Source organism: Campylobacter sp. 107 (genome assembly GCF_002383835.1).
In the GTDB taxonomy this organism is placed as follows: domain Bacteria; phylum Campylobacterota; class Campylobacteria; order Campylobacterales; family Campylobacteraceae; genus Campylobacter_D; species Campylobacter_D jejuni.
The window spans coordinates 68,482-88,683 of the sequence record NZ_NXBA01000027.1; the positions used below are offsets into that span (position 1 = coordinate 68,482).

19 protein-coding genes and 1 pseudogene are annotated in these 20,202 nt (G+C 30.0%); 9 read left to right on the top strand and 11 right to left on the bottom strand.

Going from position 1 to position 20,202, the window contains the following annotated elements; translation table 11 throughout:
* The first annotated feature begins 16 nt into the window (after positions 1–16).
* Together BGS40_RS04720 and BGS40_RS04725 are read left to right on the top strand one after the other, a co-directional pair.
* Positions 17–262, top strand: coding sequence for a YfhL family 4Fe-4S dicluster ferredoxin (locus BGS40_RS04720; RefSeq protein ID WP_002854647.1), 246 nt, complete (start codon positions 17–19; stop codon positions 260–262).
* Positions 262–1,722 carry a Ppx/GppA phosphatase family protein gene (locus tag BGS40_RS04725; RefSeq protein ID WP_052793945.1) on the top strand — a complete coding sequence of 487 codons (1,461 nt, stop codon included), beginning with the start codon at positions 262–264 and terminating at the stop codon, positions 1,720–1,722. The genes BGS40_RS04720 and BGS40_RS04725 overlap by 1 nt, the downstream gene beginning before the upstream one ends.
* On the opposite strand, the gene BGS40_RS04730 is transcribed toward BGS40_RS04725, so the two are convergent.
* From BGS40_RS04730 to BGS40_RS04770, 9 genes are all read right to left on the bottom strand, one after another.
* Positions 1,719–2,522 carry a hypothetical protein gene (locus BGS40_RS04730; protein ID WP_087695887.1) on the bottom strand — a complete coding sequence of 268 codons (804 nt, stop codon included), beginning with the start codon at positions 2,520–2,522 and terminating at the stop codon, positions 1,719–1,721. The two genes, BGS40_RS04725 and BGS40_RS04730, sit on opposite strands and share 4 nt — an antisense overlap.
* The gene (fliN, locus tag BGS40_RS04735; RefSeq protein WP_002824739.1) at positions 2,523–2,831 is read right to left on the bottom strand and encodes a flagellar motor switch protein FliN; all 309 of its coding nucleotides are present in this window, start codon (positions 2,829–2,831) and stop codon (positions 2,523–2,525) included. It abuts the gene before it with no gap.
* Positions 2,831–3,253 carry a chemotaxis protein CheX gene (locus BGS40_RS04740; RefSeq protein ID WP_002892835.1) on the bottom strand — a complete coding sequence of 141 codons (423 nt, stop codon included), beginning with the start codon at positions 3,251–3,253 and terminating at the stop codon, positions 2,831–2,833. Before BGS40_RS04740 ends, fliN begins: the two co-directional genes overlap by 1 nt.
* Before the next feature lie 70 nt (positions 3,254–3,323).
* Positions 3,324–4,073, bottom strand: a complete 750-nt coding sequence (gene trpA / locus BGS40_RS04745) for a tryptophan synthase subunit alpha (RefSeq protein ID WP_096738448.1) — start codon at positions 4,071–4,073, stop codon at positions 3,324–3,326.
* A complete protein-coding gene (gene trpB, locus BGS40_RS04750) occupies positions 4,066–5,244 on the bottom strand; it encodes a tryptophan synthase subunit beta (protein ID WP_002892839.1) in 1,179 nt (392 codons plus the stop codon). The genes trpA and trpB overlap by 8 nt, the downstream gene beginning before the upstream one ends.
* Positions 5,241–5,840, bottom strand: a complete 600-nt coding sequence (locus BGS40_RS04755) for a phosphoribosylanthranilate isomerase (RefSeq protein ID WP_002858740.1) — start codon at positions 5,838–5,840, stop codon at positions 5,241–5,243. The genes trpB and BGS40_RS04755 overlap by 4 nt, the downstream gene beginning before the upstream one ends.
* Positions 5,827–7,428 (bottom strand): anthranilate phosphoribosyltransferase, encoded by a 1,602-nt coding sequence (gene trpD / locus BGS40_RS04760; RefSeq protein WP_087695890.1) that lies wholly within the window; start codon positions 7,426–7,428, stop codon positions 5,827–5,829. Before trpD ends, BGS40_RS04755 begins: the two co-directional genes overlap by 14 nt.
* Positions 7,425–8,675 carry an anthranilate synthase component I family protein gene (locus tag BGS40_RS04765; RefSeq protein WP_052782128.1) on the bottom strand — a complete coding sequence of 417 codons (1,251 nt, stop codon included), beginning with the start codon at positions 8,673–8,675 and terminating at the stop codon, positions 7,425–7,427. Before BGS40_RS04765 ends, trpD begins: the two co-directional genes overlap by 4 nt.
* 202 nt (positions 8,676–8,877) lie before the next feature.
* Positions 8,878–8,967 (bottom strand): hypothetical protein, encoded by a 90-nt coding sequence (locus BGS40_RS04770; protein ID WP_042635777.1) that lies wholly within the window; start codon positions 8,965–8,967, stop codon positions 8,878–8,880.
* 122 nt (positions 8,968–9,089) lie between these two features.
* Here BGS40_RS04770 and BGS40_RS04775 point away from each other — a divergent pair, with 122 nt between their 5' ends.
* From BGS40_RS04775 to BGS40_RS04800, 6 genes are all read left to right on the top strand, one after another.
* Complete coding sequence (locus tag BGS40_RS04775; RefSeq protein WP_002854334.1) at positions 9,090–9,875, top strand: sulfite exporter TauE/SafE family protein; 786 nt, start codon at positions 9,090–9,092, stop codon at positions 9,873–9,875.
* Between the two features lie 72 nt (positions 9,876–9,947).
* Positions 9,948–12,770: an excinuclease ABC subunit UvrA gene (uvrA, locus tag BGS40_RS04780; RefSeq protein ID WP_096738449.1), complete on the top strand. Its 2,823-nt coding sequence runs from the start codon at positions 9,948–9,950 to the stop codon at positions 12,768–12,770.
* Position 12,771: 1 nt separating this feature from the next.
* Positions 12,772–13,323 carry a hypothetical protein gene (locus tag BGS40_RS04785; RefSeq protein ID WP_002870756.1) on the top strand — a complete coding sequence of 184 codons (552 nt, stop codon included), beginning with the start codon at positions 12,772–12,774 and terminating at the stop codon, positions 13,321–13,323.
* Between the two features lie 19 nt (positions 13,324–13,342).
* Positions 13,343–14,056, top strand: a complete 714-nt coding sequence (locus tag BGS40_RS04790; RefSeq protein ID WP_096738450.1) for a hypothetical protein — start codon at positions 13,343–13,345, stop codon at positions 14,054–14,056.
* Positions 14,037–14,633, top strand: coding sequence for a hypothetical protein (locus BGS40_RS04795; protein WP_002860300.1), 597 nt, complete (start codon positions 14,037–14,039; stop codon positions 14,631–14,633). The genes BGS40_RS04790 and BGS40_RS04795 overlap by 20 nt, the downstream gene beginning before the upstream one ends.
* Entirely contained in the window at positions 14,633–15,076 is a 444-nt protein-coding gene (locus BGS40_RS04800; protein ID WP_096738451.1) for a YqaA family protein, read from the top strand. The genes BGS40_RS04795 and BGS40_RS04800 overlap by 1 nt, the downstream gene beginning before the upstream one ends.
* On the opposite strand, the gene BGS40_RS04805 is transcribed toward BGS40_RS04800, so the two are convergent.
* Both BGS40_RS04805 and BGS40_RS04810 read right to left on the bottom strand, forming a co-directional pair.
* The gene (locus tag BGS40_RS04805) at positions 15,032–16,039 is read right to left on the bottom strand and encodes a nucleoside hydrolase (RefSeq protein ID WP_096738452.1); all 1,008 of its coding nucleotides are present in this window, start codon (positions 16,037–16,039) and stop codon (positions 15,032–15,034) included. The genes BGS40_RS04800 and BGS40_RS04805 overlap by 45 nt on opposite strands.
* Positions 16,036–17,394, bottom strand: a pseudogene (locus BGS40_RS04810) (MFS transporter). The gene BGS40_RS04805 and the pseudogene BGS40_RS04810 overlap by 4 nt, the downstream one beginning before the upstream one ends.
* Before the next feature lie 163 nt (positions 17,395–17,557).
* Here BGS40_RS04810 and polA point away from each other — a divergent pair.
* Entirely contained in the window at positions 17,558–20,197 is a 2,640-nt protein-coding gene (gene polA / locus BGS40_RS04815; RefSeq protein WP_002868167.1) for a DNA polymerase I, read from the top strand.
* The last annotated feature ends 5 nt before the right edge of the window (positions 20,198–20,202 follow it).

The window sequence follows — 20,202 nt, forward strand, 5'->3', positions numbered from 1 at the left end:
TTTTTGAAAGGTTATGATGTCTCTTTTAATTACAAAAGACTGCGTATGTTGTGATGCTTGCAGAGAAGAATGTCCCGATGAAGCTATTTATGAAAATAGTCCAATTTATGTAATAGACCCTGATCTTTGTTCAGAGTGCGTTAATGATTTTTCAGAGCCTGCCTGTATTGTTGCTTGCCCATATGAATGTATCATTCCTGATCCTGATAATGTAGAAACTATAGAAGAATTAAAACTCAAACATAGAGATAGAGAATTTTAATGGCAAAAAAAACAGCCGTTGTTGATCTTGGCTCAAACTCCATTAGAATGGTGATTTTTGAAAAAACTTCTAGATATGGTTTTTATACAACTTGCGAATACAAACGCAAAGTAAGACTTGGAGAAAATGCTTATAATAATGGCAAAATTCTCCAAGAAGAAGCCATGCAAAGAGCCGAAGATGCCTTAGCTTTTTTTAAACAATGCGCTTTAAAGCATAAGTGCAAAAAAATATTTATAGTAGGCACATCAGCCTTAAGAGATGCCCCAAATTCAAAAAATTTCATTAAAAGAATCAAAGATAATCTGTCTTTAAATATACGCTGTATAGATGGAAAAAGCGAAAGTTACTTAGGTGGTCTTGCGGCTTTAAATTTATTAAGTCCTTTTAAGGATGGAACCACTTTAGACATAGGTGGTGGTTCTAGTGAATTATGTTTAATAAAAAATAATAGAATTATTTCTTGCATATCTCTTGATATTGGCACTGTTAGGCTAAAAGAATTGTTCTATGATACTGGAAAAATGGATTCTTTAGAAGAATTTGTAAAACCAATTTTAGAACAAATTCCTAAAGAATTTTGTAATCAAAACCTTATTGCAATAGGTGGAAGCTTAAGAGCAATATCTAATTCCATCATGCAAAAAAATTCTTATCCACTGAAAAATTTACATGATTTTCGCTATATGCTAGATGAAGAAAAAGGGCATATTTTAAAAATTTTTAATTCAAACTTAGACTCTTTAATCAATTTTGGCATAAAAAAGGATCGTTTTGATACCATTAAAGAGGGTATATTTATTTTTTTAAAGATTGCGGAAAAAATAAAAGCCAAACAAGTTATCACGAGTGGGGTTGGAATCAGAGAAGGAGTTTATTTGCAAGATTTACTTCGTCCTAAAATCACTTTTCCACCAAATTTTAATCCTAGTTTAAAATGTTTACAAGATAAATTTTTACAATCAAAACAAAAAAATAAAACTCCACATTTTGCTCTGCAAATTTTTACAACCCTTAAAAATCTTCATAAACTTAACGATAACTATAAGCATACTTTACTAAATGCTGCTAAATTATGCCATATTGGAGAATATTTAAATTTCTATTTTGCTAATGAACACTCTGCTCATTTTGTACTAGGTGGATTAAATTATGGATTTTCACATAAAGAAAAAGCTTTAATTGCTAGCATTATTAAGCTTAATGGAAAAAAAGTTAACCCTTATAATCTTGAACCCTATAAACAACTTTTACCCAATATTCATACCATTTCATGGCTTAATTTTATTTTGTGCCTAGCTAAAACTTTAAGCACAAATGCAGATAAGATTGATTTTGCTTTTACAAACAATACTCTTTATATATATCAAGAAAACAAAATTCTTAATTTACCCAAAGATGAGCTCAAAAAAATTGCAAAACCAGCTACCATAGCATTAGCAATCAATCAAAAAATTTAAGATTTTTTACCTTTTTGACGCTGCTCTATAAGATTTTGAATTCTTTTTTTATTCTCTTCAAAAAAAGAATCAAAATTTTTCTCTGTTTTTTCTGTATGTTTTATTGTTTGTTCCTCTGGAATTTCAACACTTTCTAAAAGCACATTGGAATTACCTATTATCATTGTATAACGTTTATTAGCGTGATCAAAAACAACAAGTTGATTATTTTTATCTAAAAATCTTTGGAAAATCATGGTAAAATCTCTAGAAACATTGTTATTTTTATAAACCATAGTCTTTTTAAACCACCAAAGCACTATTAACAAAATAACTAAAATCAGCATTACTAAGATATAATTTGTATAATCATACCCTTCTAAACTTGTACTTTTTGGTTTAGGCATTAATTCTTGAGAATTATTCGCAGTAGTTGTAGGTGATACTACAGATTCGATATTTGCTTTCCCTTGCTCTATAGCTCGTATCCTTACTCCAAATTTATCATTGATAGAGCTAAGTTCTAAATTAATATTTTGTTTGTTTTGTAGCATAATATAGGTATTATTATTTTTAGAACTAATACTAATTTTATCTACAAGTTGAGAGTTAAGTTCTTTTAATTCATCTTTAGAATACGTTAAATCACTAAAAGTTAAAAGAGTTAAATTTTTTTCTTTTTTTTGAGAAATCTTGCCATTATAAGCATTATCAAAAGAAAGCATTAAATCCACTCGGTCATTTCTATCGTAGATATTATAACTAATCAACTCAACACTATATAAAGGTAAAATTAAAAAAAATAATACTAGCAATCTCATTTAAATTTCTTTTTTAAAGTATTGAAGCACAGTCTTAGAATCCAAAATTTCATTAATTCTTATAGCGAGATTTTTTTCATAAACCATAACCTCGCCTTTGCCAAAAATTCTTTTATTGATATAAAGCTCAACGCTTTCTCCAGCAGGCTTTTCAAGATCAATAACCGAGCCTACTTCAAGTTTTAAAAGCTCCGCTACACTCATATTTGTAGTTCCAAGCTCGCTTACAAAATCTACTGTAATATCTAAGATATCTTCATAAGATTGTAAAAGCCCATGATGAATGTTAAACTCTATATCATCGCTCATTATTTACAATATCCTATTCTAAAATAACAATTTTCAAATTTATAAGTTAAAGCTTCATCTAGAACTATTTCAGAAAAATCAACTTTTCCTAAATATTCCGGAATTCCGAGTTTATACTCGTCATCACCCTTAGCATCATTTAACAAATTTTTAGCATAACCTATAATCTGATTGGTACATTCTTTAGTTAAATCGCACCAGTCATCTTCTTTAAATTTTTCATCATTAATTAAAATTTCTGCAATTTTTTTTAAAAATTCTTTTGGAAAAAATAAATAAAAATTACATTCTCCTTCGCTTTTCCCCATGATAGGAATACTCGCTCCATAAAGTTCACCACTTATATCTTGAGCTGCTTCAATGCGAAGTCTTAAGATATGCTCGCAAAAATGAGTGATGGAATACTCAAGAATCTTTAACATAGCTACCACCTTTATAAAAAACTTAATTTAAAATTATAGTAAATATAAAATAAAAATATGTTTTAAAATTTTATTTTTTGAAAATTTCTTCAATATCTTTCATTATTATATCCAAATTTCCTTTTTTAAAACACTTTACTATGCTAGTTCCCACAATCACTCCATCAGCAACTTTTCTCATTCTTTTTACATCTTGATTATTTTGAATACCAAAACCTACAAAAATAGGCAAATTCGTAAAAGATCTGATTTCTTTTACTTTATCTTGCAAGATTGCTTCTTCGACACTTTTTGTACCTGTAATACCTATACTTGCTAATAAATAAATAAAGCCCTTAGCATGTTTTACTAACTTTTTAACCCTTTCTTTAGGGGTTGTAACACTTACAAGTGTAATTAAAACTATATTATATCTTTCACACTCTTTAACTAAATCACCACTTTCTTCAAAACTTAATTCAGGTACAATCAAAGCACGAATCCCTAAAGATTTTGCTTCTTTCACAAATTTTTCCAAACCATAAGAAAAAATTAAATTATAATAAACCATAAAAACCAAAGCTTTTTTAGTTTTTACCCTAGCTAAAAGCTCAAAAACATTATGAATATCCGCGCCTTCATCAAGAGCTATTTTTGCCGCATCTGCAATAATCTCACCATCGGCAATAGGATCACTATAAGCAACACCAAGTTCTAAAATATCAATAGGGCTTTGATCTAATCTTTTCAAAAAAGCTTCACTTGTTTGAAGATTTGGATAACCTAAAACCGTATAAGCCACATTTGCATTTTCTTTATAAAATTTTCTAAAATCAACCATAAATCACCCCTTTTTTATAATCTCTAATCATTTGCATATCTTTATCTCCCCTGCCTGAAAGATTTACTACTATCACGCTTTTCTTTTTTAAAGTTGGACAAAGTTTTTCTAAAAATGCTAAAGCATGAGAACTTTCAATCGCTGCAATAATACCTTCTTCTTTACAAAGTAATTTTAAAGCTTGTATACATTCTTCATCACTTATAGCATGATATTGCGCTCTTTTGCTTTCAAATAAAAAAGCATGCAAAGGGCCAATTCCTGGATAATCAAGCCCTGCAGAAACACTATGTACAGGTAAGATATTGCCTAAATCATCTTGTAAAACCTTGGTTTTCATACCGTGAATAATGCCGGTTTTCCCCTTATTTAAAGTCGCTGCATGATAAGGCGTATCAATGCCAAGCCCCCCTGCTTCAATACCTATAAGTTTAACATTTTCATCTTTGATAAAATCATAAAATATTCCTGCTGCATTGCTTCCACCCCCAACAGCTGCGATAATATAATCTACTTGTTTATTGAGTTTTTGAAGTTGCATTTTGCATTCTTTTCCTATAATGCTTTGAAAATGCGTTACCATTTTAGGATAAGGATAAGGACCTACTGCACTTCCAACCACATAAAAAATATTTTTAATATCTCCAACCCAAGCTTGAATAGCCGCAGTAGTAGCTTCTTTTAGAGTTTTAAGCCCACCTTGTACTGCATGAATTTTAGCACCCAAAAGCTCCATTTTATAAACATTTAAAGCCTGTCTTTGTACATCAGTTGCTCCCATGTAAATTTCACATTCAAGTCCTAAAAGTGCTGCTGCAGTGGCTGTTGCAAGCCCGTGTTGACCTGCTCCTGTTTCTGCTATGATTTTTTTCTTTCCCATTTTTTTTGCTAAAAGGGCTTGAGCGATGGCATTATTGATTTTATGTGCTCCAGTATGATTTAAATCCTCGCGTTTTAAATAAATTTCATGCTGATATTTTTTGCTTAAATTTCTAGCAAAATAAAGTGGAGTAGGACGCCCTACATAAGTTTTTAAAAGATTGTTTAATTCTTTTTTAAAGAGTTTATCTTTGGAAAATTTCAAAAAAGCACCTTCTAGCTCATTTAAAGCAAACATTGCACTTTCAGGCAAAAACTGCCCACCAAAATCCCCATAATACGCTTTTTTCATTTTTTCAACTCCTTTAAAATTTGTTTTATTTTGTTGATATCTTTTAAGCCTTTTTCATCTTCAAGTTTTGAATTAAGATCTAAAATTTTAGCTCCCGTTTTTACAGCCTTATGAACATTATCCAAACCTATGCCTCCGGCTAATATAAAATCTTTAGTATAAGAACCTAATAAAGTCCAATCAAAACTTATTCCATTACCGCCCTTTAAAATTCCCTTAGCATCAAAAAGTACTAAATTAGCAAAAATTTCACTTTTTAAATCTAAACTATTTTCCACACTAATCACCTGCCAAACAAAAACATTTTGCACCTTTAAAATTTCAAATTCTTCTTTGGTAATAGTGCGATAAATTTGTATCCCATCAAGCTTAGCTTCTTTAATACATCTTAAAATTTGCTCCAAATTTTCATCTACAAAAACACCGACAACTTTTTTATCTTTTTCATGAAAAATTGCACTTAAATTTCTTGCTTGTTCTAAACTCACTCTTCTTGGACTTTTAGCAAAAATAAGTCCAAAAAAATCAATATTTAAAAAAGCTAAATCTTTGGCATTTTTTTCATCTTTAATACCACAAATTTTAAGCTTTAGCATAAGCTTGATACTCCTTGAAATATTCTATAACCTTACCTGAATAAATGGCTTCTAAAATCATATCTTTAGCCACTAAAGGCGAACTTGCTTTATTGGCTGTATAAAGTGCAAACATAGCATTTAAAACTACTAAATCAAATTTTGCCCCTTGCATTCTACCGCTTAAAATATCTTTTAAATCTTTAGCGTTGTCATATGCACTAGATCCTATGATTTCACTATGAAAAGCTCTTTTAAAACCAAATTGTTCAGGACAGATAGAATACTCTAAAATTTCTCCTTCACAAAGCTCATAAATTTTACTTTCATCACAAATACTAAGCTCATCCATACCATCATTTCCTCTTACCACTAAAGCTTTTTTGCGTCCTAAATTTTTTAAAACCTCTATCAAAAGCCTATGCACAGGTGCGTGATAATTTCCCATAAGTTGATATTTTAACTTTAAATTAGGGTGCAATAAAGGACCTAAAACATTAAAAACCGTTCTTACTCCAAGTCTTGATCTGACCTCTTTAAGTTCTCCTACCAAAGGATGAAAAAATGGAGCATGCAAAAAACTAAGCCCTTGATTGTTTAGTTGTTTTAAAGCTGATTCTAAAGTATTTGGAGTAACTATATTTAAAGCTTCTAACACATCTGTACTTCCACTAGAACTTGAAATGGCGCGATTTCCGTGTTTAGCTACTTTTACTCCTAAAGCTGCTAAAATAAAAGCACTAGTCGTAGAAACATTGATACTTTTAAAACCATCTCCACCTGTTCCACAAATATCAATCATCTCACTCTCATCGCTAAAAGTTTGAGAATATCTTAAAATTTGTCTTACAAAAGCACTTAAAGATTTTTCATTTAAGGACTTTTCAGTGATTAAAATCAACAAAGCCGCCACTTGCAAAATTTCATAATCTTTAGACATAACAATCTTACAAATTTGCTCAAAATCATCGCTTTGTAAAAAATGATTTTCACTCATTTTTTGCAAATAAAAACTTAAAGGATTTTCTTGTTTTTGTGGTTTTTTTATATCTTGTTTTAAAAAATTAGAAAAAAGTTGTAAGCCATATTCACTAAAATAGCTTTCAGGGTGAAATTGCACACCATAATAAGGTAAATTTTTATGCCCCAAAGCCATAATCACACCCTTTTCATCAAGGGCTAAAATTTCAAGCTCATCACTAAGCTGTTTAACCTCTAAAGAATGATAACGCATTACACTAAAATTTGAAGGCAAATTAGAAAATAATTCATTTTCCTTGCATTGTTTTATCAAAGAATTTTTTGCATGCATAGGCTCTTGCATTTTAACCACTAAAGAATCAAAAGCTAAAGCTAAAGCTTGATGTCCTAAACAAATGCCCAAAACAGGGATATTAAGCCTTGCTTTAAAAATTTCAAGACAAATCCCACTTTGACTTGGATGCTTTGGACCAGGACTTAAAATAATATGAGTAGGATTTAAATTTTTAATTTCACTCAGAGAAATTTCATCATTTCTTCTTACTAAAATTTCATCATTGCTGAGTTGCTCCAACATGCTTTTAACATTAAAAACAAAAGAATCATAATTATCAATTAAAAGTATCATTGATTTTCCTTTTTTAAATTTTCAAAAGCTACCAAAAGTGCCTTGCGTTTAGCACAAATTTCTGCATATTCTTTTTGACTCTCACTTTGCAAAACAATACCTGCTCCACTTGCCAAATAAGCCTTATCTTGAGTAAAAAAAGCGCAACGGATTAAAATCGCTAAAGTTATATCTTCATTGAAATTTAAAAATCCTACCGCACCACCATAAACTCCACGATCGCAATCTTCAAGCTCACTAACGATCTCTAAAGCTCTTATTTTAGGAGCTCCGCTTAAAGTTCCCGCTGGAAAAACTGCTTCAATCACATCGAAAATACTCGCATCTTCTTTCATATTGGCATACACTTCACTCACTATGTGCATTACAAATTTATTTTTAATAATAGAAAAAAGATTTTCCACTCTTGTTTGAGTGCCAAATTTAGAAGCATCATTTCTTGCTAAATCTACAAGCATCTTATGTTCACTAAGTTCTTTTTCATCACTTAAAAGATCTTTTTCTAAAGCCAAAAGATCGCCGTTATTTTCCAAATTTCTAGTTCCAGCAATAGGGGCTAAATAAATCTCTCTTTTTTTAATTTTTAATAAAAACTCTGGAGAAGAACCCAAAACAACACCATATTTACTTGGAAAATAAAACATATAAGCGCTTGGATTTAAAGTACTTAAACTCTCATAATAGTCAAAAACATTTACTTGATGCTTGATGCAAAGTTGCTTACTTAAGACCACTTGAAAAATATCTCCACTTAAAAGATATTCTTTGGCTTTTTCGCACATTTTTAAAAAATCATTTTCTTCATCTTCTAAAGAGTTTAAAATTTCAAAAGCATTTTTTTGCTTTGTTTTTATTGGCTCAATATCATCTTTTAAATATTCAAAATATTTTGAAGCGCCAAATTTAAAAAACATCTTACTATTTTTCTCATAAATCAAATAAGCTTTAGCATTGGCAAATAAAAATAAAGGAAAATCATAATTTTTCTTAGAAGAAAGTGGAATTTTTTCAAACAAAGATACAAAATTTGCACTAAAAACTCCAAAAAATCCAGCAAAGTCGCAAATTTTATTCTTGCTTAAAGCTTCATAATATTTTGCCTTAAACTCACTAAAGGATAATTCATTAGCATCTAAATAATCACAATCAATCCCTATAATTACCTTGGTCAAATCCTCTGCAAAATAAGAATTTTCAAATTTTTCAAGGATTTGTCTATAATAAAAATTTACATTTTTAACAAACATAATAAACCTTTTTTTAAAAAAAATAAATTAAAATAATATTAAAGAAAAAATTTAGATAAAAAGAAGTTTAGAAACGCCAAGAGCGAAGAGTGTGTGTAAGTTTTAAAATCAAAGAATTACTAAAAAAATCATTTTCACTCATCTTTTACCTTTCTTATAAAATATTTCAAAAATTAAGACTTTTATGAAAATTTTTAAAGTCTTAATTAATTTTAATCAATAAATATAAATTTTGCTTTAAATTCAAAATAAATATTATAAAATCTTTATATTTTATAATATTTTGAAACATTTTTACGATGCTTAAAGTTATCAAAAAAATATTCTATTGTTATAAAAAACTAAGATAATACTTAGCTTAATAAGATAAAATTATTCCGTATTTGAAATATTTAGTATTTTTTAGGAAAAGCTATGGAAATCACAGATTTACCTTATCTAATCATAGGAATCATTTCAGGTATTGCTTCTGGACTTTTTGGCATTGGTGGAGGTATGATTATCGTTCCTTCTATGTTCGCACTTGGAGCAAGTGCTCACCATGCTATCGGAATTTCAGTATTACAAATGATTTTTGCAGCAGTTTTTGGCTCTTATATTAATTATAAGAAAAAAAATCTAAATCTTAAAGATGGTATTATGATAGGTTTTGGAGGGCTCATAGGGGCAAGCTTTAGCGGAATGCTTTTAAAAGCTTTAAGTGATGTAGCTCTTACTAGCGTATTTTTGGCGGTAAGTTGTATATTTTTTATCAAATATGCTTTTGGAATTAAAGAAAACATTGTGCAAAATCAAAGAAGCGTTTGGGTAAAGAATGTCATTTTATTTATTGCTGGAGCTTTTACTGGTATTTTTGCTATTTCTTTGGGAATTGGTGGCGGACTTTTAATTGCTCCGATTTTAGCTTATTTTTTAGGCTATGATAGCAAAAAAGTTGTTTCCTTATCCTTGTTTTTTGTTATTTTTGCTTCAGTCTCTGGTATTATATCTTTTTCAAATTCTGGAGTTATAGACTCTGAAGTTATTCATAAAGGAATACTAGTAGGTATAGCTTCTATGGTTGGAGTTTTTATAGGAATTAAAATCATAGAAAAAATGCATATTTCAGCTCATAGAAAAATTTTACTTTGCGTATATGCCTTATCAATACTTGGAACCACCCACTCTTTACTTAATAAGCTAAATCTTATAAATTTTTAATTTGGATTTATCCAAGTTCTTTTAATATTATTATGCTAAAATCTTAAATTTATTTAATGTTTAGGAAAGACTATGAACGATACCATAAAAATCATTGGCGCAAGAGAAAATAACCTAAAAAATATCCACCTTGAAATTCCCAAAAACAAACTCATTGTTTTTACAGGACTGAGTGGAAGTGGAAAATCAACCCTTGCTTTTGGAACTCTTTATGCTGAAGGACAACGCCGTTATATAGAAAGTTTAAGTGCTTACGCCAGACAATTTTTAGATAAGGTAGGCAAACCTGATGTCGATAAAATCGAAGGTTTAACTCCAGCCATTGCCATAGATCAAAAAACTACTTCTAAAAATCCACGCTCTACTGTAGGAACCATCACTGAAATTTATGATTATCTAAGACTTTTATACGCAAGAGTTGGCATTCAACATTGTCATCAATGCGGACAAAAAATTTCATCTATGAGTGTAAGTGATATAGTCAGTGAAATTTTAAAATTTCCAAAAGGTGCAAAAATCATCATCTACGCCCCACTCATACGAGAAAAAAAAGGAACTTATGCAGATTTGCTTGAAAATTTACGCAATAAAGGTTATGTAAGAGCTCAAATTGATGGAGTTTTAGTAAGACTGGATGAAGAAATTGAACTAGCCAAAACCAAAAAACACACCATTAAACTTGTCATAGATAGACTTGAAATTCAAGAAGATTTACTTTCTCGTCTTGCAAGCGATATAGAAAAAGGTTTACAGGAAAGCTTTGGAGAAATAGAAATAGAAGTTTTAAATCATGAGGAAATAAACCTTAATAAACACTATCATTTTAGCGAGCATTCAGCTTGTTTTGATTGTAAAATTTCTTTTGTTCCACTTGAACCTTTAAGCTTTTCTTTTAATTCTCCAAAAGGAGCATGTGAAGCTTGCGATGGACTTGGAATTCGTTATACTTTAGATATGAAAAAAATCGTCGATGAAAATTTAAGTCTCGAAAACGGTGCTGTTAAAATCATGTATGGTTTTAATAAAAGTTATTATTATAAATTCCTAATCGCCTTTTGCGAACAAAATGAAATTCCTATCAAAATACCTTTTATGCAATTAAACGAAGTACAAAAACGTCTTGTATTGTATGGTAATGCCAAAACTATAGAATTTCTTTGGAAAAGAAATCGCCTAAAACGCACTTTTGAAGGCGTGGTTAAAATGGCTTATGAAATGCTAAAAGATGAAAAAGATTTAGCCGAATATATGAGTGAAAAAATTTGTAAAGACTGCGGTGGGCATCGTTTAAAACCCGAAAGTTTAGCCGTGAAAGTAGCCAAAAAAGGCTTGGGTGAAATTTTAGATATGAGCATAGAAGATAGCACGGCCTTTTTTGCAGATGAGAAAAATTTTTCTTATTTAAGCGAGCAACAAAAACTTATTTCTAAACCTATCCTAAAAGAAATCAACGAAAGATTGTTTTTCTTGTATGATGTGGGGCTAGGTTATCTTTCTTTAGGGCGCGATGCAAGAACGATTAGTGGGGGTGAAGCACAAAGAATCCGCATAGCTTCACAAATTGGCAGTGGTTTAAGCGGAGTGATGTATGTCTTAGATGAGCCTAGCATAGGACTTCATGAAAGAGATACTGCAAAACTGATTAAAACTTTAAGAAATTTACAACAAAAGGGCAATACCCTAATTGTCGTAGAGCATGATAAAATGACCATAGAAGAAGCAGATTTTATTGTAGATATTGGTCCAAAAGCAGGAAAATTTGGGGGTGAGGTTGTATTTAGTGGAACTTATAAAGAACTTTTAAAAAGCAAAAGCGAAACTGCACTTTATATGAATGGTAAAAAACAAATTTCACAACTTCAAAACAGAACACAGAAAGAATGGCTTGAGCTTAAAAATGTAAATATCAACAATATCCAAGATTTAAGCGTAAAATTTCCTTTGCAAAATTTAGTCGCTATAACAGGAGTTTCAGGTTCTGGAAAAAGCTCTTTGATACTTCAAACCCTACTTCCTTTTGCACAAGAGGAATTAAACCGTGCGAAAAAAGTTAAAAAACTTGGCGGAGTACAAATAGAAGGACTTGAAAAACTTGATAAAGTCATTTATCTTGATCAAAGCCCAATTGGGCGCACACCACGTTCAAATCCTGCCACCTATACAGGTGCTATGGATGAAATCAGAAATCTTTTTGCTGCCACTAAAGAAGCCAAAATGCGTGGTTATAAAGCCGGACGCTTTTCTTTTAATGTCAAGGGTGGAAGATGTGAGAAATGTAGCGGAGATGGAGAAATCAAAATAGAAATGCATTTTTTACCTGATGTTATGGTAGTTTGTGATACTTGCGGGGGCAAACGCTACAATGATGCCACGCTAGAAATCAAATATAAAGGCAAAAACATCAGTGAAATTTTAAATATGAGTGTTTTAGAAGCGAGTGAATTTTTTACAGCCGTTCCTAAAATCAAACAAAAATTAGATACTCTAGTAAAAGTGGGTTTAGATTATCTAACTCTAGGACAAAATGCCACCACCTTAAGTGGAGGTGAAGCACAAAGAATCAAACTTGCTAAAGAACTAAGCCGTAGCGATACAGGAAAAACGCTTTATATACTTGATGAACCTACAACAGGACTGCATTTTGAAGATGTCAATAAACTCATCTTAGTTTTACAACATTTGGTTGATCTTAAAAATTCGGTTTTTGTGATAGAACATAATTTAGATGTGATTAAAAATGCTGATTATATCATCGATATGGGGCCTGAAGGCGGAGTTAAAGGTGGAAAAGTTATAAGCACAGGAAGCGTGGAAAAAGTCGCTAAAGAGCATAAGAAAACAAAATCCTATACAGGATATTATTTAGATCTAGAGCTTAAAAACGCAAGGAGTTGAAATGACACACGAACAAAAAATTGCATTTTTTAAGATTAAAAGATTAAGTGTTTATATATTTTTCTGTGCTTTATATAATTTTTATTACTTTTTTTCTTATGAAGGGGTGACAAGTTCATATGAAGCTGGGAACGAAATTCTTTATATTGGCGGTATATTTTTATGCTTCTTTTCTTGTATTTACATAGTTCTTGCTTTTATTTTTATGGTGGTCAGAATTCATTTTTTATTTTCTTCTAATAAGATTTTAATTTATTTTTTGCTTGCCATTATAAACCTTGGTGCATCTTTTTTTCTTTTGGAAAATAAAATTTTATTTTTAGGGCTTTTAGCTTTATTTTTCGTTTTTTATTTTTTATTTTCACTTACCCTTGCTTTGCTTTTTAAAGAGGTGAAAATGTCTTTTTTATTTGCATTTTTGTGCATGCTTTTGGCATTTTTATCTTTTATATTTGTCTATAAATCAAGCCTTTTATTTCTTTTTCTTACTTTGCATTTTTTGAGTTTTGCTTATGCCTTTGAAAGGTATAAAATTTTAAAAAAGCTAGATTGAAATATTTTAAAGAAGAAAAGTGTCAAATTTAAACTTTCATCAAATGTTTGAAATTCAAAGACAAAATCATTTTAAAAGTGCTAAAAAGCTTGCTTGGATAGTTTTTGTAAGTTTTTTACTTTCAATTTGTTTTTATTTTTTACCTATTGTTCTTGATTTCATCTATGATTTAAAATTGTATAATTTTGATTCTATCACTAACATTTTAACTATAATTTTTTGTGTGTTTTTTTTAATTTCTTATTTAATTATGATTTTAGAGCTTTATTTTACAAGTAAAAGTAAAGTTTTGTTGATAAGTTTTTTTATAGGTGCAAGCACTCAATTTATCGCTTTGTTTAACTTAATTCTTATTATGAGTGCTTCTTATCCTCTCAGTCAGATATCGCGTATTGCTCTATATAGCTTTTCTTTTTTATGTCTTATAGTAGCCATTTTTTGTACTTTTATATTTTTTAAAACACTAAGAGCTTTATGTGAAAATCAAATTTATTTTCTCTTATGTTTTATTTTTAAAAGTATGATTTTGATAATTGTTTTTATATTTATGCTTTTTTTAATTCATAGCAAGCCTTCACTTGCTTTAGTCATAACTTTGTTTATATTTTTTTTCTTTACAAGCTTATTGTTTGTCATTTATTACGCCCTATTTGCTTTCGCACTTAGTAAAAACCAAAATATCAAATTTATCCCAAATTTAAAGCTTTTATCCAATGAAAAAGAAAATATTTAACTATAGTATTTTATTTGTTATCTTTTTAAGCCTAAGTCAAATCACCTTAGTTTTTGTTTTTAATCACTATTTAACCATTGATTATAGCCTTTATGAATTACCACCGCAAAACCTTCAAATGCTAAATTTAGCCGATCAAAAGCTTTATCATCTAAGAGAAAATTTGCGTTTTTTAAATTCTATTTTAACTTTTTTACTGCTAATTTTATTTTGTTTTATACATTTATTTTATTTTTTTATTTTTAGAAAAGAAAAATTGATATTTCCTTTGGCTTTTTGTTTTATTTATATAATGTTTGTTTGTTGTATTGATATGTATTTTCATCTAGAAAACGCTAACTTATGGCAATTTTTCATTTATTTAGCTTTTATTCTTTCTTTTATTTATATATTTCTTTTAGATAAATTTTTTCAAAGCCATCTTTTCAAAATTTATTTTATTTTTATCATTGTAGGTGCTATTTTTTTAAGATTAGATCTTGGAATTTTAAATTTGTATTTTGAAATTATCAAATCTTTTTTATTTCCTATCCATCTTTTTATTTTGTTTATTTTAATGCGTAAAAAAGAGTTTTAATGTTTGATTTTTTATATAGTGATATTAGCTATTTGGGGCTTTTCATGGTGTGTTTTCTTTCAAGCACACTATTACCCTTAGCAAGTGAAGCCTTTGTTTTAGGCTTTATAAAACTTGATTTTACTCCGAATTTGGTACTTATCGTAGCCACTTTGGGTAATACCTTAGGAAGTTTAAGTACTTATGCTTTAGCGTATTTTGGAAAAGAAAAAATTTTAGAAAAATACTTTAGCAAATCCTTGAAAAAATTAGAAAATTTCAATGCTAATTTTGCTAAATTTGGAAGTATATTTGCTTTTTTTACTTTTTTACCTTTAGTAGGAGATCTTTTTGCCTTGGGACTTGGTTTTGCGAAATATTCTTTTTTAAAAACTATATTTTTTATCTTACTTGGAAAATTAAGTCGTTATGCTTTCATAATTTTCATAGCAAACTCCTTTTAAAAACCTCTCTTTTATAAGTTTTAAAAGCTTTGCATTGTCTACATTTTTTAGAATTTTAACACAATTTTTAGTGCTTAAATCCACCCCCATACTCATTTTTGGTTCTTTAAAACAACGCCAACTCATACCTCTTGCCAAAGAACTATCGCAAATAACATCAGCATAACACTCATCAAAATCTGCAATACTAGAATCTAATGCGTAAGCTATCGTTAAAGCATCATGTTTCCAAGTTCCCTTTGTACCACGTGTTTTAGAGGTATAATCAATCCAAACACCTAAAGTTTCAACGATAAAATCACATAAAATATTCTTACCTTGCAACTCTTTTAAATCCTCGTGTGTTAATAAAGTCTGCATGGTTGCATTATAAGGTATGAGTGTAATTTTAGCTCTTGAATTTAGCACTATACTAGCCGCCTCAGGATCAAAACCAAAATTTGTATCTTTAGTGTAATAAGGCATATCAAAACTGCCGCCCATAATAAAAAGCTCTTTAAGATTTATATCAAAATCTTTAAAAATTTTCATAGTCATAGCGATATTTGTCAAAGGTCCTATCGCACAAATAGAAATTTCTTTAGGATTTTTACTCACCAACTCACCCATTTTAAAAATCGCATCAGGATTTATATTTTCTAAAATTTCAGGACTTTTTATATTTTCCCAAAGATATTCAAGTTTAAAATTTTTAACACTTTCATCAAGTCTTTGACGCCAAGCTTTACTTGGTTCTTTTAGGGCTTCATTCGCTCCCAAATAAACGGGGATATTTAAATTTAAACGTTTAAATAAACCCTTAGCTACACTATAGGCAACAAGGCTTGGAACATTACCGCAAACTGTGCTTAGCATTTCAAGTTTGATTTCTTTAGATGACAAAATCAAAGCAAGTGCTAAACCATCATCAGTATTTGCTCCTGCAATAGCATTGCCTATGTCCGTGTCTAAGATAAGTCTCATATCGCATCTTCTATTTTATTTAAATCTCTACCTCTAGTTTCTGGCGCAAAAAATGTAGTCACAAAACCTATACCTGCAGTTAATACAAAATATGTCGCGATAGGCCACCAAGCGCCATAATATGCAAGCAAAGCAGAAGCCACCATAGGCGCTGTTCCTCCTGAAAGAATAGAACCTAGCTCCTTAGCAAAAGCCATTTTTGTATAACGGTTTTTTACCCCAAAAAGCTCCACACCCCAAGCCGCTTGCACACCAAAAATCCCTAAAGATGCTAAAGACATACCTACAATAATAGTTAAAATCACAATAATTTCATTTTTACTATCTAAAAGCATAAAAGCAGGAAAAGCATAAATCATTAAAAGCAAACAAAACATTCTATAAGTAATACATCTCCAAATTTATCACTTAAATAACCCGCCAAAGGAATAACTAAAAACCCTACCAATGAAGCTATCATTACCGCTGTAGTAGCTACTGATTTGTCTAAAAGTAAAATTTTAGTCACATAACCTACAATAAAACCTTGCGCAAGATAAGAAGGTCCATTTTCGCCTATTCTTAAGCCCACCATAGTCCAAAAAGCACGACTTCTTTGCCAAAAACTTCTTTCATCTTTTTTCATATGCTTTTCGTTTAAGACGCAATTTCATCATTTCATTTTTTTGCTTTTCAAAAACAGGGGTTTCTTTGACATGAAAACGAATATATACAGCAAAAAGAGCGATTAAAATACTTCCCATAAAAGGAACTCTCCAGCCCCATTCTTTAAAACTTGCTTCATCCATTTGTACCATCAAAAGCCATACAAAAGACGCAAGCAAAGTTCCACTATTTGATCCTAAAGCAATCACAGAAGAAACAAGCCCTCTTCTCTTGCTAGGAGCATATTCTCCTAGCATAACTGTTCCACCTGAAAGTTCAGCTCCTGCGCCAAAACCCTGCATAAAACGCAATGCAACCAAACAAATAGGCGCCCAAACACCAATCACTGCATAACTTGGGATAAAACCTATCAGAGTAGTTGAAATTCCCATTAAAGCTATTGTAGCCATCATAACATTTTTTCTTCCGTGTTTATCACCTAAATGACCAAAAAACAAAGCCCCAATAGGTCTTGCAATAAAACCTATGCCATAAGTTACAAAACTAAGCAAAAGTGCAATTACTGGAGTTTGCTCAGGAAAAAATACTTCTGAAAAAATTGTTGCAGCTGCTAAACCATAAAGTGCAAAATCTGCATATTCCATAGCAGTTCCCAACCAGCAAGAAAAAACTGCCTTTTTAAAAACTTTTCTACCTTCAGGTGTGTTAAAATTCTTATCTGCAATTCCATCGATTTGCTGATTTGTCATTACATTTTCCTTACGTTATTCATATAAAATTTTTACTCTACTCGATATTATGACTAAAAATTGAAGTATTTTCGCTTAAATATCTTTAAATTTCGAGACATTTTAAGCAAAATTTTGAAATAATATAACCAAAAAATATATTTTATCAAAAGAAGAAATTATTATGAAAACTTTAACTATTATTGATACTTTTGGATTTTTTTTCAGACTTTACTACGCATTAAAAGGTTTTAAAAATTCACAAGGACAAGCTAGTGGAATGATTAGCGGTTTTGCAAATTTTATTTATAGCTTAAAAAATGAATATAAAAGTGATTATATTGTTTTTGCATTAGATTCCAAAGGAAAAACTTTTCGTAGTGAAATTGATCCAAACTATAAACAAAATCGCACTCCACCACCGCCTGAACTTCTAGAACAAATTCCAATTTGCATAAAGATGATAGAAAAAATGGGTTTTATAAGCGTTTCTCAAGAAGGTTATGAAGCCGATGATATCATCGCTTCTTTTGTAAAAACTTGTGAAGATAGGGATATTTTTGTACGCATTATCACTCAAGATAAAGATCTTTATCAACTCATAAAAGATGGTAAAACAAGCATTTACAGTCCTATTTCTAAAAACGACTATGATGAAGCAGCGTGTTTAGAAAAATACGGAGTAAAACCTAATCAAATCAGAGATTTTTTAGCTCTTTGTGGGGATAGTTCTGATAATATTCCAGGCGTTAAAGGTATAGGTGTAAAAGGAGCTAAAACCTTGCTTGATGAGTTTGGTAGCATAGAGGGAATTTATGAAAATTTAACCCTAGTACGTAACGAAAGAAGTCGTAACTTGCTTTTAGAGGGTAAGGAAAATGCATTTTTAAGCAAAAAATTAGCTTCTTTGTATGACAATTTAGAAGTACAAAATCTCATAGAAAAAGCCACTTATCCTGATGAAGAACCTCTTTTAAAAATACTTGAAATTTTAGAACATTACGAACTTAATACTTTGCTTAAAAAACTGCGTCAAAATCCTGATAATAAAGATAAAAATTTAGGTTTTAAAGCCACTTTAGTACAAGATGAAAACAAACTTTTTGAAATTTTAAATACCCTTGATAAAGAAAGTATTATTGCTTTTGATACCGAAACCACAGGACTTGATACTAAAGAAGCAAAAATTGTTGGTTTTAGTTTTTGCATGAATGAAAATGAAGCCTTTTACGTGCCTTTAACTCATAATTATCTTGGAGTAGGTGAGCAAATCTCATTGCAAAGTGCCAAAAAAGCTATAGAAGTAATCTTTAATCATTTTGTTATAGGGCACAATCTCAAATATGATTTTAAAATCATTCAAAACAATTTTGGATTAAATTTACCTCAAAAATACGCAGATACAATGATTTTGGCATGGCTTAAAAATCCTTCTTCAAGAGTAAATATGGATGATTTAGCCTTAAGACTTTTTAATTACGAAACCTTGCATTTTGAAAGCCTTGTTAAAAAAGGAGAAAATTTTGCAAGTGTAGAACTTGAAAAAGCTTGTAAATACGCTGCAGAAGATGCTTATATCACTTTAAGATTTTATCTTTATTTTTTAAAAAATCTTGAAACTCCTTTATTAGAACTTGCTAAAAACTGTGAATTTGATTTCATTAAAATCATTATGATGATGGAAGAAAATGGCATAAAGCTTGATACAAATGCACTTGAAATCCTTATGAAAAAATTTGAAAATGAAATCAAAAATTTAAGTGAAGAAATTTATACTCTTTGTGAGGATAGATTCAACCTAAATTCACCTAAACAAGTAGGTGATATACTTTTTGAAAAACTCAAACTCCCAAGTGGAAAAAAAGGTAAAACAGGATATTCTACCGATGAAAAAGTTTTAAATGCACTTTTAGATAAACATCCTGCGATTACCAAAATTTTAGATTATAGGGAACTTGCCAAGCTTTATTCCACTTATTGCGAACCTTTGTTAAAACTAGCATTAAAAGATAAAAATTCACGCATTTATTCAAGTTTTTTACAAACTGGAACCGCTACAGGACGCCTTTCATCTAAGGATCCAAATTTGCAAAATATTCCTGCACACGGACAATACGCAAAAGATTATAAATCTTGCTTTGTAGCTAAAGATGGATTTAGTTTTATCTCTCTTGATTATTCTCAAATCGAACTGAGAATGCTTGCACATTTTAGCGAAGATGAAAAACTTTTAAATGCTTTTGCCAACGATGAAGATATACATGCAAGAACAGCTATAATGATTTTTGGAGAAAGCAATTATGAAACCAGAAGTGTTGCAAAAAGTATAAATTTTGGACTTATTTATGGCATGGGCTATAAAACTTTAAGTCAAAATTTAAAAATAGAAGCTCATTTAGCCAAATCTTACATAGAAAAATATTTTGAAAATTTTACTAGTATTAAAAAATATTTTGAAACAGTTAAAAATGAAGCTAAACAAAATGGCTTTATCACTACTTTAAGCGGTCGTAAGCGTTATTTTGATTTTGAAAACGCAAAACCTATGCAAATTGCCATGTATGAAAGAGAAAGCATTAATTCAATCTTACAAGGCTCAGCGGCTGATGTAATCAAACTTGCAATGCTAGAAATCAATAAAGAATTAAATGAAGACAAAAAGCTTATTTTGCAAATTCACGATGAATTAATTTTTGAAGTAAAAGACGATTTGTGTGAAAATTTTGTAAAAAAAACTAGAGATATTATGGAAAATATAGTAAAATTAAAAGTAAAATTAAAAACAAGTTCAAGTATCGCCAAAAATTGGGGCGATTTAAAATAATCAAG